Consider the following 21,029-nt stretch of genomic DNA (forward strand, 5'->3'; position numbering starts at 1 on the left):
ATCAACTTTAGAAAGGGCCAAAGCCAATGGTTATCTTGTTTACAAGACCCCTTGGACATTGACTCTTCTCCGCATTCCGCCCGTTTAAATTCTGTAAATTTTTGCGGCGCACCCGAACCGGAGAGGGCATGTTCAAACGACAAAGGATATTCCTTTGCAAAACATTGTTGCTTTTCGGAAAAGGCGCACCGCTGTCAGTTATTTTTGTTTAACAAAAAAACAATTATAGGCGTTCCGTCATTTCAAATAGCGAAAAGCTTTTGAAAGAAGATTGTATTTAGACGAACCAAAAAATACGGGTGTATTAAGCTATGTTGGAAGAAACAGAAGAAGAAAAACAGGAAGAAAGAGAACGCCTCGCGACTCCGGTCAGCGCGTGGGACACATGGTGCTATTTCTGGCGCTATATGATGTCAACGCCCGGCTGGGTGTTTACGGCGGTGACGCTTGTCATCATTGCCTCGGTCTGTGATATCGTCGTGCCGGTCTTTTCGGGGCTGATCGTCGAAGCACTTGCCGAAGGATATGCGGGAACGCCGGATCAGCTGCGCCCCGCCTTATGGGCACTGGCGGGCTATATCGGCTTTAACGTGTTGCACCGCGTCTTCTTTTTCGGAAGCGAGATGATCTGGATGCGCATTATCTCCGACAAGATGCATACGCTTGTCGCCGATGCGCACAGGAAAGTCCTGCGTCTGAGCACGGATTGGCATGTGAACAGCTTTGCCGGCTCGACCGTCCGCAAAATTACGCGCGGTAAATGGTCGTTCGACACCTTTAACGAAGCGGTGTTCACAGGGCTGTTGCCGACTTTGCTGGTTCTGATCGGTCTGTCGGTCGTCCAGTTCTCGCATTGGTCAACAATGGGGATGCTGTTCGTTGTCGGATTCTCGATCTATATCAGCCTGAGTGTGCTGATGGCGACGAAATTCGCGGCTCCTGCGAACCAGGAGTTCAACAAAAACGACTCCCATCTGGGCGGCTGCCTTGCCGACTCGATCACCTGTAACGCGGTGGTCAAAGCCTTCGGCGCGGAAGACCGCGAAGATGCCCGTCTTGACGGTGAACTCAGCACATGGGCACGCTTGCTCAAACGTGTATGGTTCCGCTTTGTCGTTGTCGGTACGGTGCAGGATTTCTATCTGTCAGCTTTGCTGGCCGTGATTATTACGCTGGCAATCCTGCGCTGGGGAGCAGGCATCTTTACCCCGGGTCAGGTCAGCCTTGTTATTGCAAGCTGTATGATGATCCGCGGTTATGTCCGCAATATCGGTAACACGATCCGTGTCATCCAGAAATCCATCAACGAGATGGAAGACGTGGTACGGATCGACAAGATGGAGGTTGGCGTCGCCGATAACGACGGTGCCGAAGACCTGAAAGTCAAAAAAGGCCGCATTGTTTTTGAGGACGTAACATTCCGTTACGAAAATCAGAACAAGGAGACCTATAAAGACTTCAATCTGGAGATCAAACCGGGTGAAAAAGTCGCTCTGGTCGGTCATTCAGGTAGCGGTAAAAGTACCTTCGTCAAGCTGTTGCAGCGTCTGTACGATCTTGAAAAAGGTCGTATCCTGATCGATGGTCAGGACATTGCGGATGTCACACAGATGAGCCTGCGCAGTGCCCTTTCTATGGTGCCGCAGGAGCCGATGCTGTTCCACCGCACGCTGGCGGAAAATATCGCCTATGGTCGTCCCGGTGCGAGCGAGGAGGAAATCGCCGAGGCTGCGGAAATGGCCTATGCGCATGAGTTCATTAAAGAATTGCCCGAGGGCTATCGCACACTTGTCGGTGAACGCGGTATCAAGCTCTCCGGCGGTGAGCGTCAGCGTGTTGCCATTGCCCGTGCCATGCTTGCGGATAAGCCGATTTTGATTTTGGACGAGGCCACATCAAGCCTTGATTCACTGTCGGAATCGCTGATCCAGAAGGCGGTGGAAAAACTGACAGATAACCGCACGACCATTATGATCGCGCACCGTCTGTCCACCGTCCGCAAGGCTGACCGTATTCTTGTCTTTGCAAAAGGCAAGATTATCGAGCAGGGCAGCCATGACGAGCTGATCAAGCGGAAAAACGGTCACTACCGTAAACTGCTTGAGATACAGGCTGCCGGTTTCGAGACTCCGGATGAAGACGACGCATCCGCCGGTCTCGTGGCCTAAGACGGCACGCATACCGCAAAATAAAACGCCCCTTCTGCCATAACGGGAGAAGGGGCGTTTCTTTTATCTGTTTCAAAATGCTTAAAGGTCGGACGGGCCTTTTTTATTTTTATTGCGGCGGTCAATATGCCGTATTTGCGGCGTATTGTTTTGCTGCGGTGCTGCGGGCTTGGCCGCAGGCTCATCGCAAATGATGCGTCCGACATTTTTACTATGTCCCGCTTTCAACAAGGCGCTTTCATGCGCCTCGGCAACATTCAGACTATGGCCTGCACGGACTTTACAGCCCGCGCCAAGCGCGCTGCCGTTAAAGCTGTGACCTGAGACCGCATAGGAGTTCGCGCCAAGGCGGCCAAGGCTCATACTATGCCCTGCGTCCAGCTGGGCATTCTCGCCGATATCTCCTGCGGTCAGGCTGTGACCGGAGTCAATTTCCGCATCATTGCCGATGCTTTGCGCTTGAAAACTGTGTCCTGCTTCAGCCTGCAGACTGTTGCCCGCCGCTTTCAATGTGATTTTGTGATCGGAATAAAGGGTGACATTATTGTTCGTATAGCCGTCAACCGTCAGATTGCTCTTATCAGAGCCGCCTCCGGAGATATTGCCGATGGATACATTGCTGAAATTACCGCTGATGCGGATATTTCCGCCAACGATATCGCCGCCGGAAATCGACACATTACCATTGCCGCCATCTTCAACCTTGATCGTGGCACCGTTTTCGACATCTCCCTTAACATGCAGACCGCCGTTTTTGATTTTAACCGTTGCGCCGGCACCGATATTCCCCGTCACTTCGACAGGCCCGTCATGGCTGAATATATCGCCTGCGGCAATCTGGTCGATGATTTTTGTCTCTTTTTTCGGGGATTTGCCGCCGCCATTGCCGTCGACGCGCTTGCCGTTGATATAAATGGCCATTTCACTCTCCATTTGCTGTAAAATTATTGTCATAATTTATACGCGAAGGGGATGGACTTGTCAACAGGGATTGTGATTTTTGCCCTCATGCTGTATGACTGAAGGCGCAAAAACAAACGGTAAAGAGAATATAAAGACAATGAAAAAACTGGATCTCAGCAAAGCGCGCGTCTTGACCGGTGTCAAACCGACCGAAGCGCCGCATGTCGGCAACTATATCGGTGCCATCCGCCCGGCGATTGAGCTGGCGGCGCAAGCGGCGGAATCTTATCTGTTTATCGCCGATTATCACGCGCTGAACATCATCCGCGATGCAACAGAGCTGAAAGATTACACTTATCTGGTCGCCGCCTCATGGCTGGCACTGGGGCTGGACCCTGCGCGCACGGTTTTTTACCGCCAATCCGATATCCCCGAAATTTTTGAAATCACGACGATCCTCTCTGCCGTCACGCCGAAAGGCTTGATGAACCGCGCCCATGCCTATAAAGCCGCCATTGATAAAAACAAGGAGGCCGGAAAAACAGGGAATGATCTTGATCTTGGCATCAATATGGGGCTTTACACCTATCCGATTTTGATGGCTGCCGATATTTTGACGCCGCGCGGCACAGTCGTTCCCGTCGGCAAAGACCAGATTCAGCATGTGGAAATGACACGCGATATCGCCGGTTCCTTCAACCATATCTTCGGCGATGTGCTGACGCTGCCCGATTTTTATGTGCAGGAAAGCACGGGGCTGCTGCCCGGAATTGACGGCCAGAAAATGAGCAAAAGCTACGGCAATCATATCCCCGTCTTTATGGACAGCAAAAAACGCCGCAAACTGGTGATGAAAATTGTCACGGATTCCAAACAGCCGGACGAGCCGAAAAATGCGGATGAAAGCATTATCTATCAGCTATATTGCCATTTCGCCAATGATGCGGAAAAGGCGGAAATGCGGCGCGGCTTTGAAGAAGGCGGCATGGGATACGGTGATGCAAAACAGCAATTATTCGAAGCAATTGAGCGCGATCTGGAAGAGCCGTCAAAATTGTATAACGAGCTGCTGGCCGACCGCCCGAAAATCGACAAATGGCTGGAAGAGGGGGCGGAAAAAGCCCGCGAAACCGCACAGAAAACACTGCATGACATGCGTCATGTCATTGGTCTGTCTTAATTCCGGTTGTTAGTGAAGGTATTTTTTACGGTACCGGTTGCAGGCGGCAACAAGATTGTCATACATGACTTTTTCCAGCTCGCCGCCGTTTTCACGGACATTATTATCCAGAATATGCTGTACGGCATCATGATGCGCCATCACAATATCGATGGCATCCTGATTAAAGACTTCCATGATTTCAAGGAAATTCACCAGTACATCGCAGATTTTGGAAATCAGCGGAAACTGGAACATGGCCCCCTGCGCATTCAACTGCATGGCAGGGTAGAGCATTAAAAAAACCGCATCTTCCCAATTGAGCTCAGGGTCTTTTGCGCCTTCAACGCCGTTTTCCAGCAGAACAAGCAATTTGCGCGCCAAGGGCACAAAATCAATATCATTGTAATCAATGAACATCTGGGCGCGTTCGACACGTTCGGAGGCGCAACCGCCCCGACCCAGCTTATCCTTAAGCTGGTTCTCCGGCATCACAAGCTGTGTGCCGTGCTGTTCTGTCCCTGTTCCTTTTTTCATACGCCCTCATTCATTCGCTTCTGCACGAATGCCTGTTCTCATATACATGACATACATGTATATGTATGATTTTGCTACACTTCTGTTCCATATTGTGATAGAAAACAAAGCAGTTTCATACTATTTTAGTATATATAATAAAAGTTACAAAAGCATAAAGTTACGAAACGGCGTCAAAAAATGGCCTATGATTTCAAATCAGTACGTGTACTGGTTGTCGAGAGTTCACCCCCGCTTTTCCAGCTGATCAAAGGCGTATTGGGGCTTTTCGGCGTGTCGGACATGAATGTCGATTCTGCTTTCACGGTGGAGGAAGGCTTTGAAAAATTTATCCGTAAAAATCACGATCTGCTGATTGTTGACTGGATGGATACACCGGATAGCGGTATTCGGCTTGTCCGCAAAATCCGTACACATGCCGATTCACCAAATCCTTTTGTGCCGATTCTCATGACGGCAGGTTCCGGCCACTCCAACCGCGTCATCAAATCGCGCGATGCGGGCGTGACGGATTATCTGGTCAAGCCGTTTTCCGCCCAGATGCTGGCCAAACGTATCGAACATATTGTTGAAAAACCGCGTCCCTTCGTCTTTTACACTGATGAAGACGGTAAGCCCGGATATGTCGGTCCCGACAGGCGTACAAAACAGCAGCCTTTCGAAGGGGAGGAGCGCCGCCAATCCGTCGACCCGAAAACCCAGGGCACACCGCCGCAGAAAAAGACCTCCTGATACCCGCATGCGCTGCCGGCGAAGAACATGAAATGATTCGCAATTCCGGCGCATTTTTGTTATAACGTCGGGGCAGTATTCTTTATGCTTTAAGCACGATAAACAGAAAAGGACAATCGGCAAGATGAGCTGGACAGACGAAAGAGTCGAAACACTGACAAAAATGTGGAAAGACGGCCGCAGCGCCGCTGAAATCGCCAAGGAACTTGGCGGCGTAACGCGGAATGCGGTCATCGGTAAGGCTCACCGCCTCGGCCTGTCCGGACGGTCTTCTCCGATCAAGAAAAAGGCGAAAGACGACACAAAAAAAACCGCAAAAACGACGACCGCGAAAAAAACCGCTGCCGCGAAAAAACCGGCGGCAAAGAAGAAAGCCACTGGCGAGAAAAAAGTTGCGAGCGCCGCACAACAGAAAATTATTGCCGAGGCCATTAAAGAGGCCGTTGCCGAAGTTGACCGCGAGCTGGAAGGCGGCGTTGCGCTGCTGGATCTGACGGAAAAACTGTGCCGCTGGCCGATCGGTGACCCTCAGGAAAGCGATTTCCATTTCTGCGGCCTTGCCAGCATGCCGAACCTGCCTTATTGCGAAGAACACGCCGCAGAAGCCTATCAGACACCGCGCAAGCAACAGGGATCGAAAACCCGCGGCGCATTGAAGCTTGTCGGCGATGCCAAAGCCGGCGCGAAAGGTGACGACGATGATGACGATCTGGATGTCGATGATGTCGATGTTGATGCGATCGACGATATCGATGATGATGACGATGATGATACGGATGCCCTGAAAAATGCCAAATAACGCAGTATCGGCAGAAAAGATTGTTGTTGCGGCACTTTATAAATTTGTGTCATGGGACAAACTTGCCGATAAACAGCGTGATATCCGCAAAATCTGCACCGATAACGGCGTCTTCGGTACATTGCTGCTGGCAAAAGAGGGGATTAACGGCACAATTGCCGGATCACGGCAGGGCATTGATGCCGTTCTGGATTTTCTGCACAATTATCCCGAACTTTCTGATCTGGAGCATAAGGAATCCTTTGCGGCGGAGATGCCTTTCTATCGCATGAAGGTTCGCTTAAAAAAGGAAATTGTCACCATCGGTGACCCGGATGTTGATCCGAATAAATGTGTCGGCACCTATGTCACGCCGAAAGACTGGAATGATATTATCAGCGACCCCGATACGATTGTCATTGATACCCGGAATGATTACGAGGTGCAAATCGGCAGTTTTCGCGGCGCTATAAACCCGAAAACCGGTAGTTTTCGTGAGTTTCCACACTATGTGCGTAAAAATCTGGATCCGCAAAAGCATAAAAAGGTCGCCATGTTCTGCACAGGCGGTATCCGCTGTGAAAAAGCTTCTGCCTTTATGCTGGGCGAGGGATTTGAGGAAGTTTACCATCTGCAAGGCGGTATCCTGAAATATCTGGAAGACATGCCGCAGGACAGTAGCCTTTGGGACGGCGAATGTTTCGTCTTTGACGAACGCGTTGCCGTCAAGCACGGGCTGGAACTGGGTGAACACGCGCTTTGCCGTGCCTGTCGCCATCCGTTGTCGCCTGAAGATTTGCGCCATGACAGTTATCAGGACGGCGTATCCTGCCCGCATTGCGCAGGGCAGCTGACGGAAAAACAGCGCGCCGCCGCCGCCGAGCGGCAGAAGCAGGTCTTGTTGGCTGAAGAACGCGGCGAAAAGCATATTGGCGCACAATAAAACATAAAATACAAAAGAAAATCAAAATGATAAAAAAGTTTTTTAATCTTTTTTCCAAAAAGAAAAACACAGCTGCGGATTTTGATTTTGCCTTTGCGGATGTCATGACGATTGTCAAAGCGGCAGGGGACAAAACACAGGAATTGCAGGGGCATGTCGTTGCTATTGATAAGGAAGACGGCTCTCCGGTTTCCATTGCCGACCGCAAAAGCAGCCGTATTGTCATTGAGGGACTGCGCAAGCTGACGCCTGATATTCCGGTCATTTCCGAAGAAGCCTCGAAAGAAGATAACGCCAAAGCCGCAAAATCCCGTCTGCACTGGGTTGTTGACCCGCTGGACGGCACGCGCACTTATCTGGACGGTCATGAAGGCTATGGCTGTCATCTGGCGCTGATGGACGGCGATACGCCTGTGCTGGGCTTTGCTTATTTTCCCTCCGCCGATCCGGACAAGCAGGAATTTTACTACACGGCTGAAGATGGAAAAGCCTATCTGAAAACAGGTTCCGGTGACCCTGTCCGGTTGCAGGTTAGCAAGCCATCGGCCAAAGAAACAAAACTGACCGCGGCAACCGGATGGAAAGACAAAACCCTGTCACTTGACGGCACGGAACTGGATTTAAAGCGTGCTGTCGGCGGCGGGCGGCTTTGCGTTACTGCCGCAGGAAAAACCGATATCGCCGTTTTTAACGGCTGGTTCAGTGATTGGGACCTTGCCGCAGCCCATGCCATTATCAAGGCCGCAGGCGGCGATCTGCTCAATATGGAGACGGGCAAGCCGATTACCTATAGCGATAAGAACTATGCCGTACCGCCGTCTCTCGGCGGACATCCGGAGGTCGTGAAACGTCTGCTGGATCAAGGATTCCACGAGGCCGCGCGCAGCAAACCCTATGGCGGCGCGTATAAAAAACGTCACAACAAATAAGTCTTAAGAAACGGGCAGGGTGGTTTCGACCAGATGCACCCAATAGCTGGCGCCGATCGGTGCCACCGCATCATTGAAATCATAATGCGGACTGTGCAGCTGCGCCTTTTTCTCTTCATCAGCCTGACCAAGCGCGATATAGGCGCCGGGGCATTTCTCCAGAAAGAAAGCAAAATCCTCACCGCCCATGGTCGGTACGAATTTCACATCGACATTCTCTTCCCCGACGGTTTTCATCGCCGCCGCAGCCGCCAGATCGGTTTCCGCCACGGTATTGACGACAGAAGGATAGCCGCGCGTATAGCTGAAATCCGCCGTGCAATGAAAGGCCGCCGCCGTTGCTTCCGCCATTTCGCGCATGCGGGTTTCAATCATATCGCGGTTTTCCGTGCCGAATGTCCGTACCGTACCGCCAAGACTAACCGCTTCGGGCATGACATTCAGGCTGTCGCTGCCATCCGTGCGGAACAGCGTCACGCTGATAACAGCGCCCTGCATCGGGTCCGTTGCGCGGCTAACCAGTGTTTGCAATGCCATAACAAGGCTGGAAGCCGCCGTGACCACATCAATATTCTGATGCGGCATGGCGGCATGGCCGCCTTTACCGGTGATTTTGATTTTAAAACGGTCAGAGGCGGCCGTCATCGCACCGGCGCAAATGCCCATTGTGCCTTTTTTCATGGCAGGCCAGTTATGCAGCCCGTAAATCGCTTTGCAGGGGTATTTATCAAAAAAGCCTTCTTCCACCATCACCCGCGCACCGCCTTCACCTTCTTCGGCAGGCTGAAAGACGAAATGCACCGTGCCGTCAAAACTGTCCGTATGGCGGGACAAATATTGTACCGCGCCCAGCAGCATGGCGGAATGGCCGTCATGGCCGCAACCGTGCATTTTTCCGTGATGGGTGGAGGCGTAAGAAAGGCCTGTTTCCTCGGTAATGTCCAGCGCATCCATATCCGCGCGCAGGATGACTGTGGTATTTTTATCCTTCGCAGGGCCGTTTTTGCCGTGCAAAGTCGCAACAATGCCGGTTTTTGCCCAGCCGCGGGTATAAGGCACATCCCATTCGTCAAGGCGGGCGGCGATATAATCCGATGTCCAGAATTCCTCAAAAGCGGTTTCGGGATGTTTATGCATCTCGCGGCGCCAGACGGCAATATCGTCTTGCGTTTCTTTTATTGCGGAAAGAACGGACATGGAACACAGCCTTTCTTGCTATCATTCGTGGTGATGCGTGATCAGCGGAAACGGCGTCTCAACCAGTCATCGCGGTGCTTCCTGATTCCCTCTGTCAGATCAGGCTTATCCACCGAACCATAGTCACGTTTGGCCAGATTTTCAATGGTATCCTTGAATTTGTCCAGCATCGTGCTACGCTCGAAGCTGATTTTAATTTCTTCGCCTGTCTTTTTATTTTTCAGGGTCGGTTTATTCCAGGCATCCACCATATATTGCGCCATAATCGGCAGACCTTCGACACCCATACGGTACCAGTCTTTGGAACGGTCGGTCATATCCGCCGTGCCAACGGTTTTATCAGATACTTCCTGCAGGCCCTTCGGCGGCTCACATGAACGGAAGCCAAGGCGTTCCGCCGTTTTTTGAATATATTCATGCTCCATATGGGCGACAAAACAATCTTCCGGCGGCTCAACCAGATAAGCGCGCAACGTTTGCGCCACAACCATCAGGTCAAAAACACCGGGAATGCCGTTCAGCCCCGCGATACGCGTTGAGCCGATTTCAACCCATTCCGTACGCTCGACACCGTTTTCTTCCACATTATGCGCATAGGAGATGGACGTCGCGACGATTTCGCCGTCCTCATCTTCGATCAGCACGATTGAGCCGTTATCGGCGCGCTCTTTCAGCACATCGGGGTCACGGTCGCGAACATTGTGGTGTTTATTGGCTTTGTAAAAATCGAGAATTTTATCAATATCTTCCACAACAGCCATGCGAAGATAGTAGGTCGGAATTTCTTTTTTATCTTGAGCGGGTGGCGTCGGTTTTTTGTCCTGTTCCATGGAAAACCTTTCTTTACAAAAGAATAATGGCACGAAATATTATATGTCACCCTATTAGCCACAGTATTTATAGCAAACACATGCGTGAGTCGCAAGATAATTTCACCTGCGGCATTGACATTAACACCAAAATATCAGACGCTTATGGTAAAATTAAGGGTGATTAGGGAAAAAGAGCCCTGTAAGAAAAAGAAGAAAGAAGAAGAATGACGATTTTGAAAATTTATACCGCGCCCGATCCGGTGTTAAAACGCGTCGCATCGCCCGTGGACAAGGTTGATGATGCTTTGCGCCGCCAGATGGATGATATGCTGGAGACCATGTATGATGATGACGGTATCGGTCTTGCCGCGCCGCAGGTCGGGATTTCCAACCGCGTATTGGTGATTGATCTGGAGCAAAAAGACGGGGCAGGGCTTGGCAAAAAAGGCAACCCGCTTTATTTCGTCAATCCTGAAATCACATGGTTTTCGGAAGAACACGCTGTTTATAATGAAGGCTGCCTCTCCGTACCGGAAATGTATGCCGAGGTGGAACGCCCCGCAAAAATCCGCGTCAAATATCTGGATTATAACGGAAAAGAGCAGGAGCTTGAGGCTGACGGCTTACTGGCAACCTGTCTGCAGCATGAAGTTGACCATCTGGACGGTATTTTATTCATCGACCATTTATCAGCGCTGAAACGCAACATTATCCTGCGCAAGCTGAAAAAACTGACCAAACTTTCTGAAGCGGAAGCTGTGCCGGTTTAAGCGGCATCACTGGTTTTAAAATGCCGTTTGGCCTCATCCCACAGCGCATCCATTTCCTGTAAATCCGACTGTTCCGGCGTTTTGCCGCGTTTTTTCAGTTCCGCCTCGATATAGTGGAAGCGGCGCAGGAATTTCGCATTGGTCTTGCGCAGGGCTTCTTCCGGGTCGATTTTGTGCCAGCGCGCCAGATTGGCGATGACAAACAGCATATCGCCGATTTCCTCCTCGAAATTCACCTCATCGGTGGCGTTGCGCAGCTCGTCAATTTCTTCTTCGAGCTTATCATAGACGCCGGAAATATCATCCCATTCAAAACCGACGCGCGCCGCGCGTTTCTGCAGTTTTTCCGCCCGCATCAGAGCAGGGAGGGACAGAGCAACACCGTCTAAGGCACTGCCATCACCTTCTTTTTTCTCTTTGCGCTCTTCCGCTTTGATATCTTCCCAGTTTTTTAAGACCGCATCGGATGTTTCCGCCTCTACTTCCGCAAAAATATGCGGATGGCGGCGCACCATTTTGTCGGAAATGATCGCGGCAACATCTTCAAAATCAAACAAATCTTCCTCTTTGGCCATTTGTGCATGAAACACGACTTGCAGCAGCAGATCGCCCAGCTCGTCCTTCAGCATCGCCATATCGCCTTTTTCCACCGCATCGGCGACTTCATAGGCTTCTTCGACCGTATAAGGAGCGATTGTGGCAAAATTCTGCTCCAAATCCCACGGACAGCCGTTTTCCGGATCGCGTAACTGTGCCATAATATCCAGCAGGCGGGTGATTTGTGTCTTGTCTTCGGACATTGCTTGTCTTTCTCCTTCAACTTTCTTGGAATGCCTGTTATAACGGCAAAAAAACATAAGGACAATAGGGCCGCCCGATGATTGAAGATAATGAACTGATCCGCATAGCCACCGAAACCACAAATCCGCGTGACCTGTCGCCCTCGATGGATGCCGGCGGCGTTGCCAGTGCGCTTGTCACCGAACAAGGCACGGTTTTTACGGGCGTCTGCATCAATACGGCGTGCAGTATGGGGTTTTGCGCCGAGCATAATGCCATCGGCACGATGCTGACGGCAGGAGAGAGTAAAATCGCCACCATTGTTGCCGTGGATGACGAGGGGCGCATCCTGCCGCCTTGCGGGCGCTGCCGCGAATTTATCTATCAAACCGACCCTTATAACAGCAATACGCGCGTCTTACTGCCGGGCGGGCGTGTTAAATCCATTGCCGAATTACTGCCCGACCATTGGCGTGAAGATAAAACCGCGCGCGAACTGGCCGCAAAACAGCAAGACAGTGCGTAAAATGACTTTAAAAAAGCCCCATAAGATTATATTTTTACTTATTTTTATATTCTGCACGGCGATTTTTTCGCTTGGATATCACTACCGTTATTATCTCTACCGGACAAGTCCGACATTAGATGAAGTGAAAAGCGGGACTTTGCTCAGTCTAAAGGCCGAAATTGCCGCCAAAGGCTTCACATGGGGCAGCCCGGTTTTTCTGCGGCTGTTCAAAGAAGAAAAAGAGCTGGAAATCTGGCTGCAGGACAGCGAGAAAAGCCGCTACCGCCTTTATGACAGCTTTGATATCTGCAAATATTCCGGAAAATTGGGGCCGAAACGCCGTGAAGGTGACCGTCAGGCGCCGGAAGGCTTCTATTATGTGCCGCAGGACATGCTGCACCCCAACAGTAAATTCCATCTTGCGCTTAATCTCGGCTATCCCAATGACTATGACGCCGCGCATGGCTACAGCGGCAGTTTTCTGATGATCCACGGAAAATGTGTTTCTACCGGCTGCTATGCCATGACAGATGAAGTGATTGAAAAAGTCTATCTGCTGGCCGAATCCGCGCTGCAGCAAGGGCAGGAGGCGGTGCCCGTGCATATTTTTCCGTTCCGGCTGGAGGAAGACAAGCTGAAAGCGCATAAGAATTACAAATGGTATGCGTTCTGGAATGACCTGCGTGAAGGCTATGCTTATTTTGAACAGCACCGCATTCCGCCGCAGATCGTCGTTGAGGATAAAAAATACCGCATCAAGGATGCGCAACGGGGAATATGAGCCACGCATATTTTACAGTTCGCGGCTATACGGCAGATTACGCGCCTGAACGGGGAAAAAGGGCACCCTGCTTCTCTCCTATTTTAATTTGATAATATATATTATGGAAAATACTGGATGGATTCCCAAGAGGGCTTTGCAGTATAGACAGTATAGACTATCACTGTTGTTTCTCAAAGACTTACAAAGATGCTGCTATGTTATTTTACGCGCTCACAACGCTCTGACAGTATAAAGACAGCATCAAATAAATTTTGCGCGGCGAGAAACGTCATTTTATTTTCACCGCAACACCGGATAAGAAAAAACGCGGCATCCTGTGCCGCGCTTTTCTATTTATTCTGCGTTCAGATCAAGATGCGGCCTGATTGCCCGGTTCCTCGTCATCATCTTCATCATCGGATTTATCTTCCGCTTTTTTGGCATCTTTCAGCTTGGCGTCCTTTTTCTTTTTGGCTTTCTTTTTGTCGCTATAGACAACCAGCGGATTTGCATTGTTTTTGACATGCTCGGCTTTCACAATAACTTCTTCAACATTGTCTTCGCTCGGCACTTCAAACATGGTATCCAGCAGCAAGCCTTCCAGAATGGAACGCAGACCGCGTGCACCTGTTTTACGCTCAATGGCGCGTTTGGCGATTTCATGCAGCGCATCATCTTCGAATGTCAGCTTCACATCTTCCATATCGAACAGACGCTCATATTGTTTCACCAGCGCGTTTTTCGGCTCCGTCAAAATCGTGACCAGTGCTTTTTCATCCAGGTCTTCCAGCGTTGCCAGAACCGGCAGACGACCGATAAACTCCGGAATCAGACCGAAACGCATCAAATCCTCAGGCTGAACTTCGGACAAAACGTCACCAACGCGGCGCTCATCCGGCCCTTGCACATCTGCGCCGAAACCGACGGTCAGATCACCGCGGCTGCGCTGGGAAATAACTTTTTCCAGCCCTGCAAAGGCACCGCCACAGATAAACAGGATATTCGTCGTATCCACTTGCAGGAATTCCTGCTGCGGATGCTTACGACCGCCTTGCGGCGGAACCGAGGCAACCGTGCCTTCCATCAGTTTCAGCAATGCCTGCTGAACACCTTCACCGGAGACATCGCGCGTAATCGACGGATTATCGGATTTACGGCTGACTTTATCGATCTCGTCAATATAAACGATCCCGCGCTGTGCGCGTTCCACGTTGTAATCAGATGATTGCAGCAGTTTTAATACAATGTTTTCAACATCTTCACCGACATAACCGGCCTCGGTCAGCGTTGTCGCATCGGCCATGGTGAACGGCACATCCAGAATACGCGCCAATGTCTGCGCCAACAGTGTTTTACCGCAACCTGTCGGCCCGATCAGCAGAATGTTTGATTTGGCGATTTCGATATCGCCGTTACGCTGCATTTCTTCCAGACGTTTATAGTGGTTGTGAACCGCAACAGACAGCACGCGTTTCGCGCGTTTTTGTCCGATAACGTAATCATCAAGAACGCCGTTGATTTCAGCAGGCGTCGGAATGCCGTCGCTGCCGGATTTGACCAGTTGGTTTTTGTCTTCTTCCTGAATGATGTCCGTGCAAAGCTCGACACATTCATTGCAAATAAACACGTTCGGTCCCGCAATCAGCTTGCGTACCTCGTGCTGGCTTTTGCCGCAGAAAGAACAATACAGTGTATTTTTTGAATCGCCGGAACCTGATGTTTTGCTCATTTTTTCTTTACTTACCTTTTTTTTGTCTTCAATAATGACCGTGTGTTTGAACAGGCAAAACCAGCGGTCTTATACCCTCAGAATAGAACAGTCATTCTGCCTTGCCAACTCCAAAAGTAAAGAAAAAAGATAAATAACTTCTAAAGAATTGCGAAAAACATGAACGTCGAAGAATTGCTGGAAAATTTTGCCTTATTTGAAGACTGGGAAGACCGCTACCAGTACTTGATCGAACTCGGCAAAAACCTGCCCCCTATGCCTGAGGATTACAAGACTCCCGCCCATAAGGTCGAAGGCTGTACCGCGCAGGTCTGGATGGTTTTTATTCCGACGGAAGACGGAAAATTCGACTTTCTGGCCGACAGCGATGCCCATATCGTCCGCGGGCTGATCGCCATTTTACACATTCTTTACGCCGGAAAAACCGCCGCAGAAACCAAAGGTTACGATATTGAGGATATTTTTACCCGCCTGGGCCTGCAGCAGCACTTAAGCGTCAACCGCCGCAACGGTTTTTACGCCATGGTCGGTCGCCTTCAACAAGCGCTGGCCGCGCATGGATAATGCATAAAATGCTGGACAGCCTGCGTTTTTACCTTTAACGTCAGCGCAATCCTGTCGGGGTGTGGCGCAGCTTGGTAGCGCGCCTGTTTTGGGAACAGGAGGCCGGAGGTTCGAATCCTCTCACCCCGACCATTTTTTCAGCCAATTCCTCCTCTATACAAAATCTTAACCTCTCCGGTGTTATGATAAACACATTCTTGTCTACAACATGAGGGGGAATACCCGATGAAACGTCACGGTATTGTTGTCAAACCCGAAGGTGATCTGGGCGCAACCTTTAATCCGGCCGCCGTCGAGGACAGTCCCGGCCATTTCCTGATGCTGGTGCGCTCCGTTCCCAAAGGCTACGAGAAAATCGGCGCGGTGAATGCTTTTGACGACAATTACACCTCACATTTAAGCCTGTGGGAAGGCAAATGCCCCGACAGCTTCAAATTAAAGACCGAACGCGCCCTCGCCCCCGGCGAGACCTATGATAAATTCGGCGTTGAGGATCCGCGCATCACCAAAATCGGCGATAAATTCTATATTTGCTATACCTCGCTTGCTAAAGGCCTCGGTCAGCCCGATGCCGGTGACGGTATCCGCATTGCGCTGGCCTCGACCAAGGATTTCAAGACATTTGAAAAACACGGCGTCATCGGCCCCGACCGCCGCTGCAAGGCCGGCATTCTGTTTGAAAGCGGCGGCAAAAACTGGTTCATGTGGAAGGATGAGGAAAGCGTCGAACGCACCATGATGTCCCCCGCCCCGGACAATCCCGAGGATATGGAGGCATGGAAAAGCTTTTGGCAAACACATGATATTGAAGAAGACGAGCTGATGGGTCCGCAGGAAGGTACTTACGAAGATCTGGGTATTGAGCCGGGCGCACCGCCGATCGAGATTGACGAAGGGCTGCTGCTGGTTTATTCGAGCATTTCATCGGATTTCAAATGGACGATCAGTCTGATGCTGCTGGATAAAGACGACCCGACGCGGATTATCAGCAAGACAGAAGCGCCCTCCCTTGCTCCCGAAGCGGATTACGAGTTGGAAGGCGATGTGAATAATGTCGTCTTTCCCTGCGGTGCCTTGGTACAGGATGACAAGCTTTACGTCTATTACGGCGCGGCGGATACGATCTGCGCGGTGGCCAGTGAGGAAATGGACACGGTACGGAAATCCCTGAAAAGTTTTGAAAACAAGCCCGTGCGCAAGCCCCATCATCCGCAAAGCGGTACGGGAATGTAAAGCCGTTAATAATAAACGGTTTGTGTGCGGTGGCGCGGTTTTGACTGATATTCGGGGCGGTGGCTGTGGTCCCAGATATAATGGTCAAGATTCATTGCCGTCACGCCGGTCTGCCCTAATGCGTGCAAAGCCGCCACAATCATATCACCGGCATGAATAGCGGCAGCACGCAATTCGACTTCCTCTTCCGATCCGGCTTCCAGCAGCTCTTCTGCATCAATCTTTGCTGCCAGTGCCTCGGAATATTCCAGCACGCCTTCCATGCGCAGCACATGCGGCACGGCGTTATCGGCAAAAATCGTCAGTTTTGCCAGATCAGACAGTGCCCCTGCCCGCTGCCCTTCAAAAGCCAGATAAATATCGGCGGCGGCAATTTGGGCGCGCTTGTAAAACGGCACCGCAAAACCATGGTAATGTGCAATATCGGCATATTGCGGGAATTTGGCCAGCGATGCGGCAATCCCGACCGCGGAATGATCGGCGGATATCACCAGATTAAGGAATTTGCCGTCATAATGTTCCAGAATTTGCCGTCCGGTTTCGCTCATGGCTTTGGCAAAACGTTCCATCAACTCCAGCATTTCAGGATTGGCAATATTCTGATGAAAAATATCGGCACACAGTTTTGCCGACATATTTTTTAAATCATGCGCGGTCAGCGGGTTCTCCTGAAAGCGGTCAGTCAGCCATGAGGCAATCGTGGCATAGCCGGACATGCCCTCACGTTTTTCCAGTGCCGAAAAATAGCCTGATCCGAAATTGATGCTGTCCAAAGTCAGAACATAGGCGGCAAGCGCTTCGTCACTGCCGCTGCGAAAATGCCAGCCCGCCGCATGCCACAGATTTTCGTAAGGAAAATAGCTGCTGATACGTTCCGCATAAGCGGGAATGAAATCTGAACGGATCTGCACATGCCGCGCCTGTTCCATCACCCGTGCACAACCCGTACGTACGGCATCTGTTAAACAGCTTTCTGTTCCCGGCACATATTCCGCCGTTTTTTCCGTGGACATGGTTTCTCTTCCGTTGCGCTTATTCGTTCATATTGCCGTCTTATAACATAACCATGCCGCAGACGGCGAGAAAAAAGCGCGTTTTCAGGCTTTTTGCGCCGTCACTTTGCCTTTGAATTCCAGCGATTCAATCACCGTATTCTGCGCCTGCAATGTTTTATGCACGGGGCATTTATCGGCAATTTCGATCAGTCTTGCGCGTTGTTCATCACTTAAACCGTCACCATGCAGGCAAATCTGGCAATGAAACACATCTTGTTTACCGTCTGCGCCATCGGTTTTATCATGCGTCACGCAAATATCCACGCCTTCCAAAGGCCAGCCCTTATGGTCGGCATACATGCGCAATGTCATGGATTTACACGCGCCCAGCGCCGCTTGCAGCAAATCATAAGGCGCGAGGCCGGTATCATCACCGCCAAGCTTCACAGGTTCATCCGCCGTTAATTCATGTTTGCCTGCCGTGATATGCTGCTGGAACTTTCCTTTGCCCGTTGACCGGACGACAACACTCCCGTTTTTATGCTCCGCCATTTTTTCCTCCTGCTTTTTCTTTCACGGTAGACTATCCTGCATAAGATAGACAAGCACGAATGGATATCAGCAATGACACAAGAAAAAGACATCACCCCCGCCCTGGAAAAACTCGATGCTTTCCGCCGCGAGAAATACGCCGCCTATCAAACCCATAAAAAAACGGCGGCGCTGCTGGCGCTTGTGCTGGTACCGGCTGCGTTGCTGGTCGATTCCAATATGCTGCGTGATACGGCTTTCCCCATTGTCACAATCTTTGTCCTGCTGCTCTTGACGATTTGGGCACTCGCGCCAAAACTGGGTTACGCCGCCGCCTATAAAAAACAGGCATTGCCTGCCCTCGCCGCGCTGCTGGGGGATTTCACCTATCAGGAAAACGGCAGTATTCCTGCGGAAGAGATGCGTCCCTCAAAAATTCTGCCGCATTACGACCGCATTACAAGCGAGGATTATTTTAAAGGGCGCTATAAAAACACAGATGTCTGTTTTGCGGAAATAAAGCTGGAGGAAGAACGCCGCACCACAAAATATGAGCGCGGCAAATATGTTGAAAAAACCGAATTTGTCATTGTCTTCCAGGGAATCGCCGTGCTGGTGACTCTGCCGGAAAACAAATTTTACGGCCACACGATTGCCGTACAGAACCGCGGCAGCATTGCCGAATATCTGCATGAAAAGGCCACAGGGTTGAAGCGTGCTGATCTTGTCTCCCCCGCTTTTGAAAAAGATTATGATGTCTATACCAGCGATCAGGTCGAAGCACGCTATCTGATTGATCCGCTGATGATCGAACGTATTCAGGCCTTAAAGGGATTTTATGAGACGGAGGGGATCTCGCTGGCTTATTACGATAACCGTTTTCTGGCGCTGATCCCGTCTAAAAAGAATCTGTTTGAGCCGCCCAAAATAGATATTCAGACACTGCATCCTGAAACGCTGCTGGCTCTAAAGGAAGAAATTGAAAATGTGCTGCACATCGTTGACCAGTTAAAACTGTATGATCCGCGCAAACACCGCGATTAACGCATGCCACCCTGACGCGCTTGCGGTTTTGTGATGATTTTCCGCGACCCGTCCGGCGCGACTTTTGCCAGCTCGCATAACACATCCAGCACCGCGCGGCTTTCGTCTTTCATGATCCAGAGCACATACATGGATTCCACCCCGACGAAAACATTGCCTTTTTGCACCATATCGCGCCGCATCATATCGGTTTCGGCATCCCAAAGGTCACGTTCCTTGCCGTGCATGGCGCGGAAAACCTCCAGATAATCGGCCGCATCGCGCATCAGTTTGTTATCGCCGAAAATATCTTCATCCGTTTGCGGTTTTGTGACATCCTCCAGATTGACGACAAACTCCTCCTTGATACGTGTGCAGGCCTCCGTTCTGTCATCATCCATTTTTACCGCCCGCGCTTTCAGATAAGCGCTGTCGCGGAAATAATGGCTCAGTAATTTGGTATTATAACGATTGCGTAAATCCTGACTTTCCATCCGTCCTTTATAGGCAGCCGTCGCTCCTGCCTTCAGACATTCTTCCTGCGTTTTACCTTCCGCCTCGGCACTTTCAAAAGCCTCCTCAAACATGAGGCCGACTTCACTATAAGCCTGCGCACGGGAACGCAATGTTTCATCCTTGATATCGCTGGGATCTACAACAGACTGCCAAACACCCGGATAGCCGTTCAACTTCATTTCATAAGCCATGCGCATTTGCGCCGCCACTGCGCCGGATTCCAGATAGAGCGAGCGTTTCAGGTGGCTCCGCACATCCCATTCATTGCTGTATGTGCCGCCTTTATTATCAAATTGCACCCCATGCATCAGCTCATGCGCGATCAAATGCACCATGGTATTCAGCGATGCGGCATTCGGATTAACGCGCACCATCCGGCTGCCTGCCGTAAATGATGCCAGCGCATAAGAATCTTCAAAACGGAATTTTACCTGACGGCGTTTTGCCCAGTCATACAGCTCTGCTCCCAGCGGGCTGTGATTGCGCATTAGCTCCAGCGCTTCCAGCATCAGCGGCATGTGAATGCGCATATGAAACGGATCATCCAGAGACGTGTATCTAGCGGGAACGGGCTTGAAGGCATCATTCTCCGGTCGCGCATCCGCGATTGTTGCTTTTTGCGGCTTTCTTTCCTGCATTTTACACCCCTGTTCTTCACCTCAAGTAATTTACATAATAAACTATTTAAAAGGAAAAAGTCAAGTTTTTCCTGTAAAAAAGGCGTCAATATCAGTTATTTGGAGCTTTGCGAACCGTCAATCAGTACGGCAAGGTCATGGGCGATGTCTTCGGCGCGGTCACTTTCACGGAACATCGCCAATTTGCCGTCAGGAGAAAGCAGATAAAAATAAGACGAATGGTCAATGACATAACCGCCTTCGGCATCGGCATTTTCCGTCTTTTTGGCATAGACACGGAACAGCTTGATAAGATGCTCCGCCTGTTCCTCGCTACCTGTCAGCCCGATGATGGCGCTGTCAAAATCCGCCAGAAATGCCTTCATCACCTCCGGCGTATCCCGTACGGGATCAGCCGTGACAAAAAGCGGGGCGATTTGCGCAGCTGTTTCCGCAGGCAGTTTTTCCAACACATCGCCGATTTTGACCACCGCCCCCACGCAGATATCCGGGCAATGGCTGAAGCCGAAAAACAGCAATTTATATTTGCCCGGCCAGCTGTCTTGCGTCACGGTCGCGCCGTTATGGTCAAGCATCGTGAAATCACCGCCGTAATCCACATTCGGACGCACGGCAACACGCAAATCCGTAGCAGATTGCTGACTGCCCTGTGACTGTGACAATGATGGCGATAACGCATTCTGTGATGCGGGACGCAACGCAACAAAGGCGATCACCCCTGCACACACCGCGGCGAGCATTAAAAAACCGAGAATAAGTTGCTGTTGTTCCTGTTTCATTTACAGGTTTTTTATCCCCTTTCCTACAGCGTGTCAAATACC

Annotated in this window: 22 protein-coding genes and 1 tRNA gene; 13 read left to right on the plus strand and 10 right to left on the minus strand. The window is 50.7% G+C overall.

Features of this window, described 5'->3' with window-relative positions; all coding sequences use genetic code 11:
- Nucleotides 1-311 precede the first annotated feature (311 nt).
- Nucleotides 312-2,168: an ABC transporter ATP-binding protein gene (locus HND56_06365; protein QKK05329.1), complete on the plus strand. Its 1,857-nt coding sequence runs from the start codon at nucleotides 312-314 to the stop codon at nucleotides 2,166-2,168.
- An 81-nt stretch (nucleotides 2,169-2,249) separates the two neighbouring features.
- On the opposite strand, the gene HND56_06370 is transcribed toward HND56_06365, so the two are convergent.
- Nucleotides 2,250-3,089 carry a hypothetical protein gene (locus HND56_06370; protein QKK05330.1) on the minus strand — a complete coding sequence of 280 codons (840 nt, stop codon included), beginning with the start codon at nucleotides 3,087-3,089 and terminating at the stop codon, nucleotides 2,250-2,252.
- A 139-nt stretch (nucleotides 3,090-3,228) separates the two neighbouring features.
- Between HND56_06370 and HND56_06375 the strand changes: the two genes are divergently transcribed.
- Nucleotides 3,229-4,251 (plus strand): tryptophan--tRNA ligase, encoded by a 1,023-nt coding sequence (locus HND56_06375; protein QKK05331.1) that lies wholly within the window; start codon nucleotides 3,229-3,231, stop codon nucleotides 4,249-4,251.
- Between the two features lie 9 nt (nucleotides 4,252-4,260).
- On the opposite strand, the gene HND56_06380 is transcribed toward HND56_06375, so the two are convergent.
- Nucleotides 4,261-4,767: a hypothetical protein gene (locus HND56_06380; protein QKK05332.1), complete on the minus strand. Its 507-nt coding sequence runs from the start codon at nucleotides 4,765-4,767 to the stop codon at nucleotides 4,261-4,263.
- A gap of 180 nt (nucleotides 4,768-4,947) precedes the next feature.
- Between HND56_06380 and HND56_06385 the strand changes: the two genes are divergently transcribed.
- The 4 genes from HND56_06385 (at nucleotide 4,948) to HND56_06400 (ending at nucleotide 8,149) form a co-directional block, all read left to right on the plus strand.
- Nucleotides 4,948-5,499 carry a response regulator gene (locus HND56_06385; protein ID QKK05333.1) on the plus strand — a complete coding sequence of 184 codons (552 nt, stop codon included), beginning with the start codon at nucleotides 4,948-4,950 and terminating at the stop codon, nucleotides 5,497-5,499.
- A 124-nt stretch (nucleotides 5,500-5,623) separates the two neighbouring features.
- Complete coding sequence (locus HND56_06390; GenBank protein QKK05334.1) at nucleotides 5,624-6,298, plus strand: GcrA cell cycle regulator; 675 nt, start codon at nucleotides 5,624-5,626, stop codon at nucleotides 6,296-6,298.
- The gene (locus HND56_06395; protein ID QKK05335.1) at nucleotides 6,288-7,220 is read left to right on the plus strand and encodes a rhodanese-related sulfurtransferase; all 933 of its coding nucleotides are present in this window, start codon (nucleotides 6,288-6,290) and stop codon (nucleotides 7,218-7,220) included. Before HND56_06390 ends, HND56_06395 begins: the two co-directional genes overlap by 11 nt.
- A gap of 26 nt (nucleotides 7,221-7,246) precedes the next feature.
- A complete protein-coding gene (locus tag HND56_06400) occupies nucleotides 7,247-8,149 on the plus strand; it encodes a hypothetical protein (GenBank protein ID QKK05336.1) in 903 nt (300 codons plus the stop codon).
- Nucleotides 8,150-8,152: 3 nt separating this feature from the next.
- Here HND56_06400 and HND56_06405 read toward each other — a convergent pair whose 3' ends face one another.
- Complete coding sequence (locus HND56_06405; protein ID QKK05337.1) at nucleotides 8,153-9,346, minus strand: amidohydrolase; 1,194 nt, start codon at nucleotides 9,344-9,346, stop codon at nucleotides 8,153-8,155.
- 41 nt (nucleotides 9,347-9,387) lie between these two features.
- On the minus strand, nucleotides 9,388-10,176 hold the full coding sequence (locus HND56_06410) for a hypothetical protein (GenBank protein QKK05338.1): 789 nt from the start codon (nucleotides 10,174-10,176) through the stop codon (nucleotides 9,388-9,390).
- A 206-nt stretch (nucleotides 10,177-10,382) separates the two neighbouring features.
- Here HND56_06410 and HND56_06415 point away from each other — a divergent pair, with 206 nt between their 5' ends.
- Nucleotides 10,383-10,928 carry a peptide deformylase gene (locus HND56_06415; GenBank protein ID QKK05339.1) on the plus strand — a complete coding sequence of 182 codons (546 nt, stop codon included), beginning with the start codon at nucleotides 10,383-10,385 and terminating at the stop codon, nucleotides 10,926-10,928.
- Here HND56_06415 and mazG read toward each other — a convergent pair.
- On the minus strand, nucleotides 10,925-11,728 hold the full coding sequence (gene mazG / locus HND56_06420) for a nucleoside triphosphate pyrophosphohydrolase (GenBank protein ID QKK05340.1): 804 nt from the start codon (nucleotides 11,726-11,728) through the stop codon (nucleotides 10,925-10,927). The two genes, HND56_06415 and mazG, sit on opposite strands and share 4 nt — an antisense overlap.
- Nucleotides 11,729-11,805: 77 nt before the next feature.
- Between mazG and HND56_06425 the strand changes: the two genes are divergently transcribed.
- Both HND56_06425 and HND56_06430 read left to right on the plus strand, forming a co-directional pair.
- Nucleotides 11,806-12,234 (plus strand): cytidine deaminase, encoded by a 429-nt coding sequence (locus HND56_06425; GenBank protein ID QKK05341.1) that lies wholly within the window; start codon nucleotides 11,806-11,808, stop codon nucleotides 12,232-12,234.
- A gap of 61 nt (nucleotides 12,235-12,295) precedes the next feature.
- Nucleotides 12,296-12,997 carry a murein L,D-transpeptidase gene (locus HND56_06430; GenBank protein ID QKK06582.1) on the plus strand — a complete coding sequence of 234 codons (702 nt, stop codon included), beginning with the start codon at nucleotides 12,296-12,298 and terminating at the stop codon, nucleotides 12,995-12,997.
- Between the two features lie 352 nt (nucleotides 12,998-13,349).
- Here the strand turns inward: HND56_06430 and clpX are convergent, their stop codons facing one another.
- Nucleotides 13,350-14,708: an ATP-dependent Clp protease ATP-binding subunit ClpX gene (gene clpX / locus HND56_06435; GenBank protein QKK05342.1), complete on the minus strand. Its 1,359-nt coding sequence runs from the start codon at nucleotides 14,706-14,708 to the stop codon at nucleotides 13,350-13,352.
- A gap of 159 nt (nucleotides 14,709-14,867) precedes the next feature.
- Here clpX and HND56_06440 point away from each other — a divergent pair, with 159 nt between their 5' ends.
- From HND56_06440 to HND56_06450, 3 genes are all read left to right on the plus strand, one after another.
- Nucleotides 14,868-15,272: a SufE family protein gene (locus HND56_06440; protein ID QKK05343.1), complete on the plus strand. Its 405-nt coding sequence runs from the start codon at nucleotides 14,868-14,870 to the stop codon at nucleotides 15,270-15,272.
- Between the two features lie 55 nt (nucleotides 15,273-15,327).
- Nucleotides 15,328-15,404: transfer RNA gene (locus HND56_06445), tRNA-Pro, on the plus strand.
- Between the two features lie 93 nt (nucleotides 15,405-15,497).
- Entirely contained in the window at nucleotides 15,498-16,505 is a 1,008-nt protein-coding gene (locus HND56_06450; protein QKK05344.1) for a hypothetical protein, read from the plus strand.
- 5 nt (nucleotides 16,506-16,510) lie between these two features.
- Here HND56_06450 and HND56_06455 read toward each other — a convergent pair whose 3' ends face one another.
- The gene (locus tag HND56_06455; GenBank protein ID QKK05345.1) at nucleotides 16,511-17,518 is read right to left on the minus strand and encodes a hypothetical protein; all 1,008 of its coding nucleotides are present in this window, start codon (nucleotides 17,516-17,518) and stop codon (nucleotides 16,511-16,513) included.
- An 84-nt stretch (nucleotides 17,519-17,602) separates the two neighbouring features.
- Nucleotides 17,603-18,052 carry an OsmC family protein gene (locus HND56_06460; GenBank protein ID QKK05346.1) on the minus strand — a complete coding sequence of 150 codons (450 nt, stop codon included), beginning with the start codon at nucleotides 18,050-18,052 and terminating at the stop codon, nucleotides 17,603-17,605.
- Between the two features lie 72 nt (nucleotides 18,053-18,124).
- Here HND56_06460 and HND56_06465 point away from each other — a divergent pair, with 72 nt between their 5' ends.
- The gene (locus HND56_06465) at nucleotides 18,125-19,075 is read left to right on the plus strand and encodes a DUF3137 domain-containing protein (GenBank protein ID QKK05347.1); all 951 of its coding nucleotides are present in this window, start codon (nucleotides 18,125-18,127) and stop codon (nucleotides 19,073-19,075) included.
- Here the strand turns inward: HND56_06465 and HND56_06470 are convergent.
- Nucleotides 19,072-20,208 carry a hypothetical protein gene (locus tag HND56_06470; GenBank protein ID QKK05348.1) on the minus strand — a complete coding sequence of 379 codons (1,137 nt, stop codon included), beginning with the start codon at nucleotides 20,206-20,208 and terminating at the stop codon, nucleotides 19,072-19,074. The two genes, HND56_06465 and HND56_06470, sit on opposite strands and share 4 nt — an antisense overlap.
- Before the next feature lie 95 nt (nucleotides 20,209-20,303).
- Entirely contained in the window at nucleotides 20,304-20,987 is a 684-nt protein-coding gene (locus HND56_06475) for an SCO family protein (GenBank protein ID QKK05349.1), read from the minus strand.
- Nucleotides 20,988-21,029: the final 42 nt, after the last annotated feature.

It is taken from the genome of Pseudomonadota bacterium, assembly GCA_013285465.1.
Taxonomy (GTDB): domain Bacteria; phylum Pseudomonadota; class Alphaproteobacteria; order Micavibrionales; family CSBR16-224; genus CSBR16-224.

Bases quoted from the DNA above. Each gene is read 5' to 3' on its own strand.
- HND56_06365 (QKK05329.1), top strand. From the start codon at position 312: ATGTTGGAAGAAACAGAAGAAGAAAAACAGGAAGAAAGAGAACGCCTC.
- HND56_06370 (QKK05330.1), bottom strand. From the start codon at position 3,089: ATGGCCATTTATATCAACGGCAAGCGCGTCGACGGCAATGGCGGCGGC.
- HND56_06375 (QKK05331.1), top strand. From the start codon at position 3,229: ATGAAAAAACTGGATCTCAGCAAAGCGCGCGTCTTGACCGGTGTCAAA.
- HND56_06380 (QKK05332.1), bottom strand. From the start codon at position 4,767: ATGAAAAAAGGAACAGGGACAGAACAGCACGGCACACAGCTTGTGATG.
- HND56_06385 (QKK05333.1), top strand. From the start codon at position 4,948: ATGGCCTATGATTTCAAATCAGTACGTGTACTGGTTGTCGAGAGTTCA.
- HND56_06390 (QKK05334.1), top strand. From the start codon at position 5,624: ATGAGCTGGACAGACGAAAGAGTCGAAACACTGACAAAAATGTGGAAA.
- HND56_06395 (QKK05335.1), top strand. From the start codon at position 6,288: ATGCCAAATAACGCAGTATCGGCAGAAAAGATTGTTGTTGCGGCACTT.
- HND56_06400 (QKK05336.1), top strand. From the start codon at position 7,247: ATGATAAAAAAGTTTTTTAATCTTTTTTCCAAAAAGAAAAACACAGCT.
- HND56_06405 (QKK05337.1), bottom strand. From the start codon at position 9,346: ATGTCCGTTCTTTCCGCAATAAAAGAAACGCAAGACGATATTGCCGTC.
- HND56_06410 (QKK05338.1), bottom strand. From the start codon at position 10,176: ATGGAACAGGACAAAAAACCGACGCCACCCGCTCAAGATAAAAAAGAA.
- HND56_06415 (QKK05339.1), top strand. From the start codon at position 10,383: ATGACGATTTTGAAAATTTATACCGCGCCCGATCCGGTGTTAAAACGC.
- mazG (QKK05340.1), bottom strand. From the start codon at position 11,728: ATGTCCGAAGACAAGACACAAATCACCCGCCTGCTGGATATTATGGCA.
- HND56_06425 (QKK05341.1), top strand. From the start codon at position 11,806: ATGATTGAAGATAATGAACTGATCCGCATAGCCACCGAAACCACAAAT.
- clpX (QKK05342.1), bottom strand. From the start codon at position 14,708: ATGAGCAAAACATCAGGTTCCGGCGATTCAAAAAATACACTGTATTGT.
- HND56_06440 (QKK05343.1), top strand. From the start codon at position 14,868: ATGAACGTCGAAGAATTGCTGGAAAATTTTGCCTTATTTGAAGACTGG.
- HND56_06450 (QKK05344.1), top strand. From the start codon at position 15,498: ATGAAACGTCACGGTATTGTTGTCAAACCCGAAGGTGATCTGGGCGCA.
- HND56_06455 (QKK05345.1), bottom strand. From the start codon at position 17,518: ATGTCCACGGAAAAAACGGCGGAATATGTGCCGGGAACAGAAAGCTGT.
- HND56_06460 (QKK05346.1), bottom strand. From the start codon at position 18,052: ATGGCGGAGCATAAAAACGGGAGTGTTGTCGTCCGGTCAACGGGCAAA.
- HND56_06465 (QKK05347.1), top strand. From the start codon at position 18,125: ATGACACAAGAAAAAGACATCACCCCCGCCCTGGAAAAACTCGATGCT.
- HND56_06470 (QKK05348.1), bottom strand. From the start codon at position 20,208: ATGCAGGAAAGAAAGCCGCAAAAAGCAACAATCGCGGATGCGCGACCG.
- HND56_06475 (QKK05349.1), bottom strand. From the start codon at position 20,987: ATGAAACAGGAACAACAGCAACTTATTCTCGGTTTTTTAATGCTCGCC.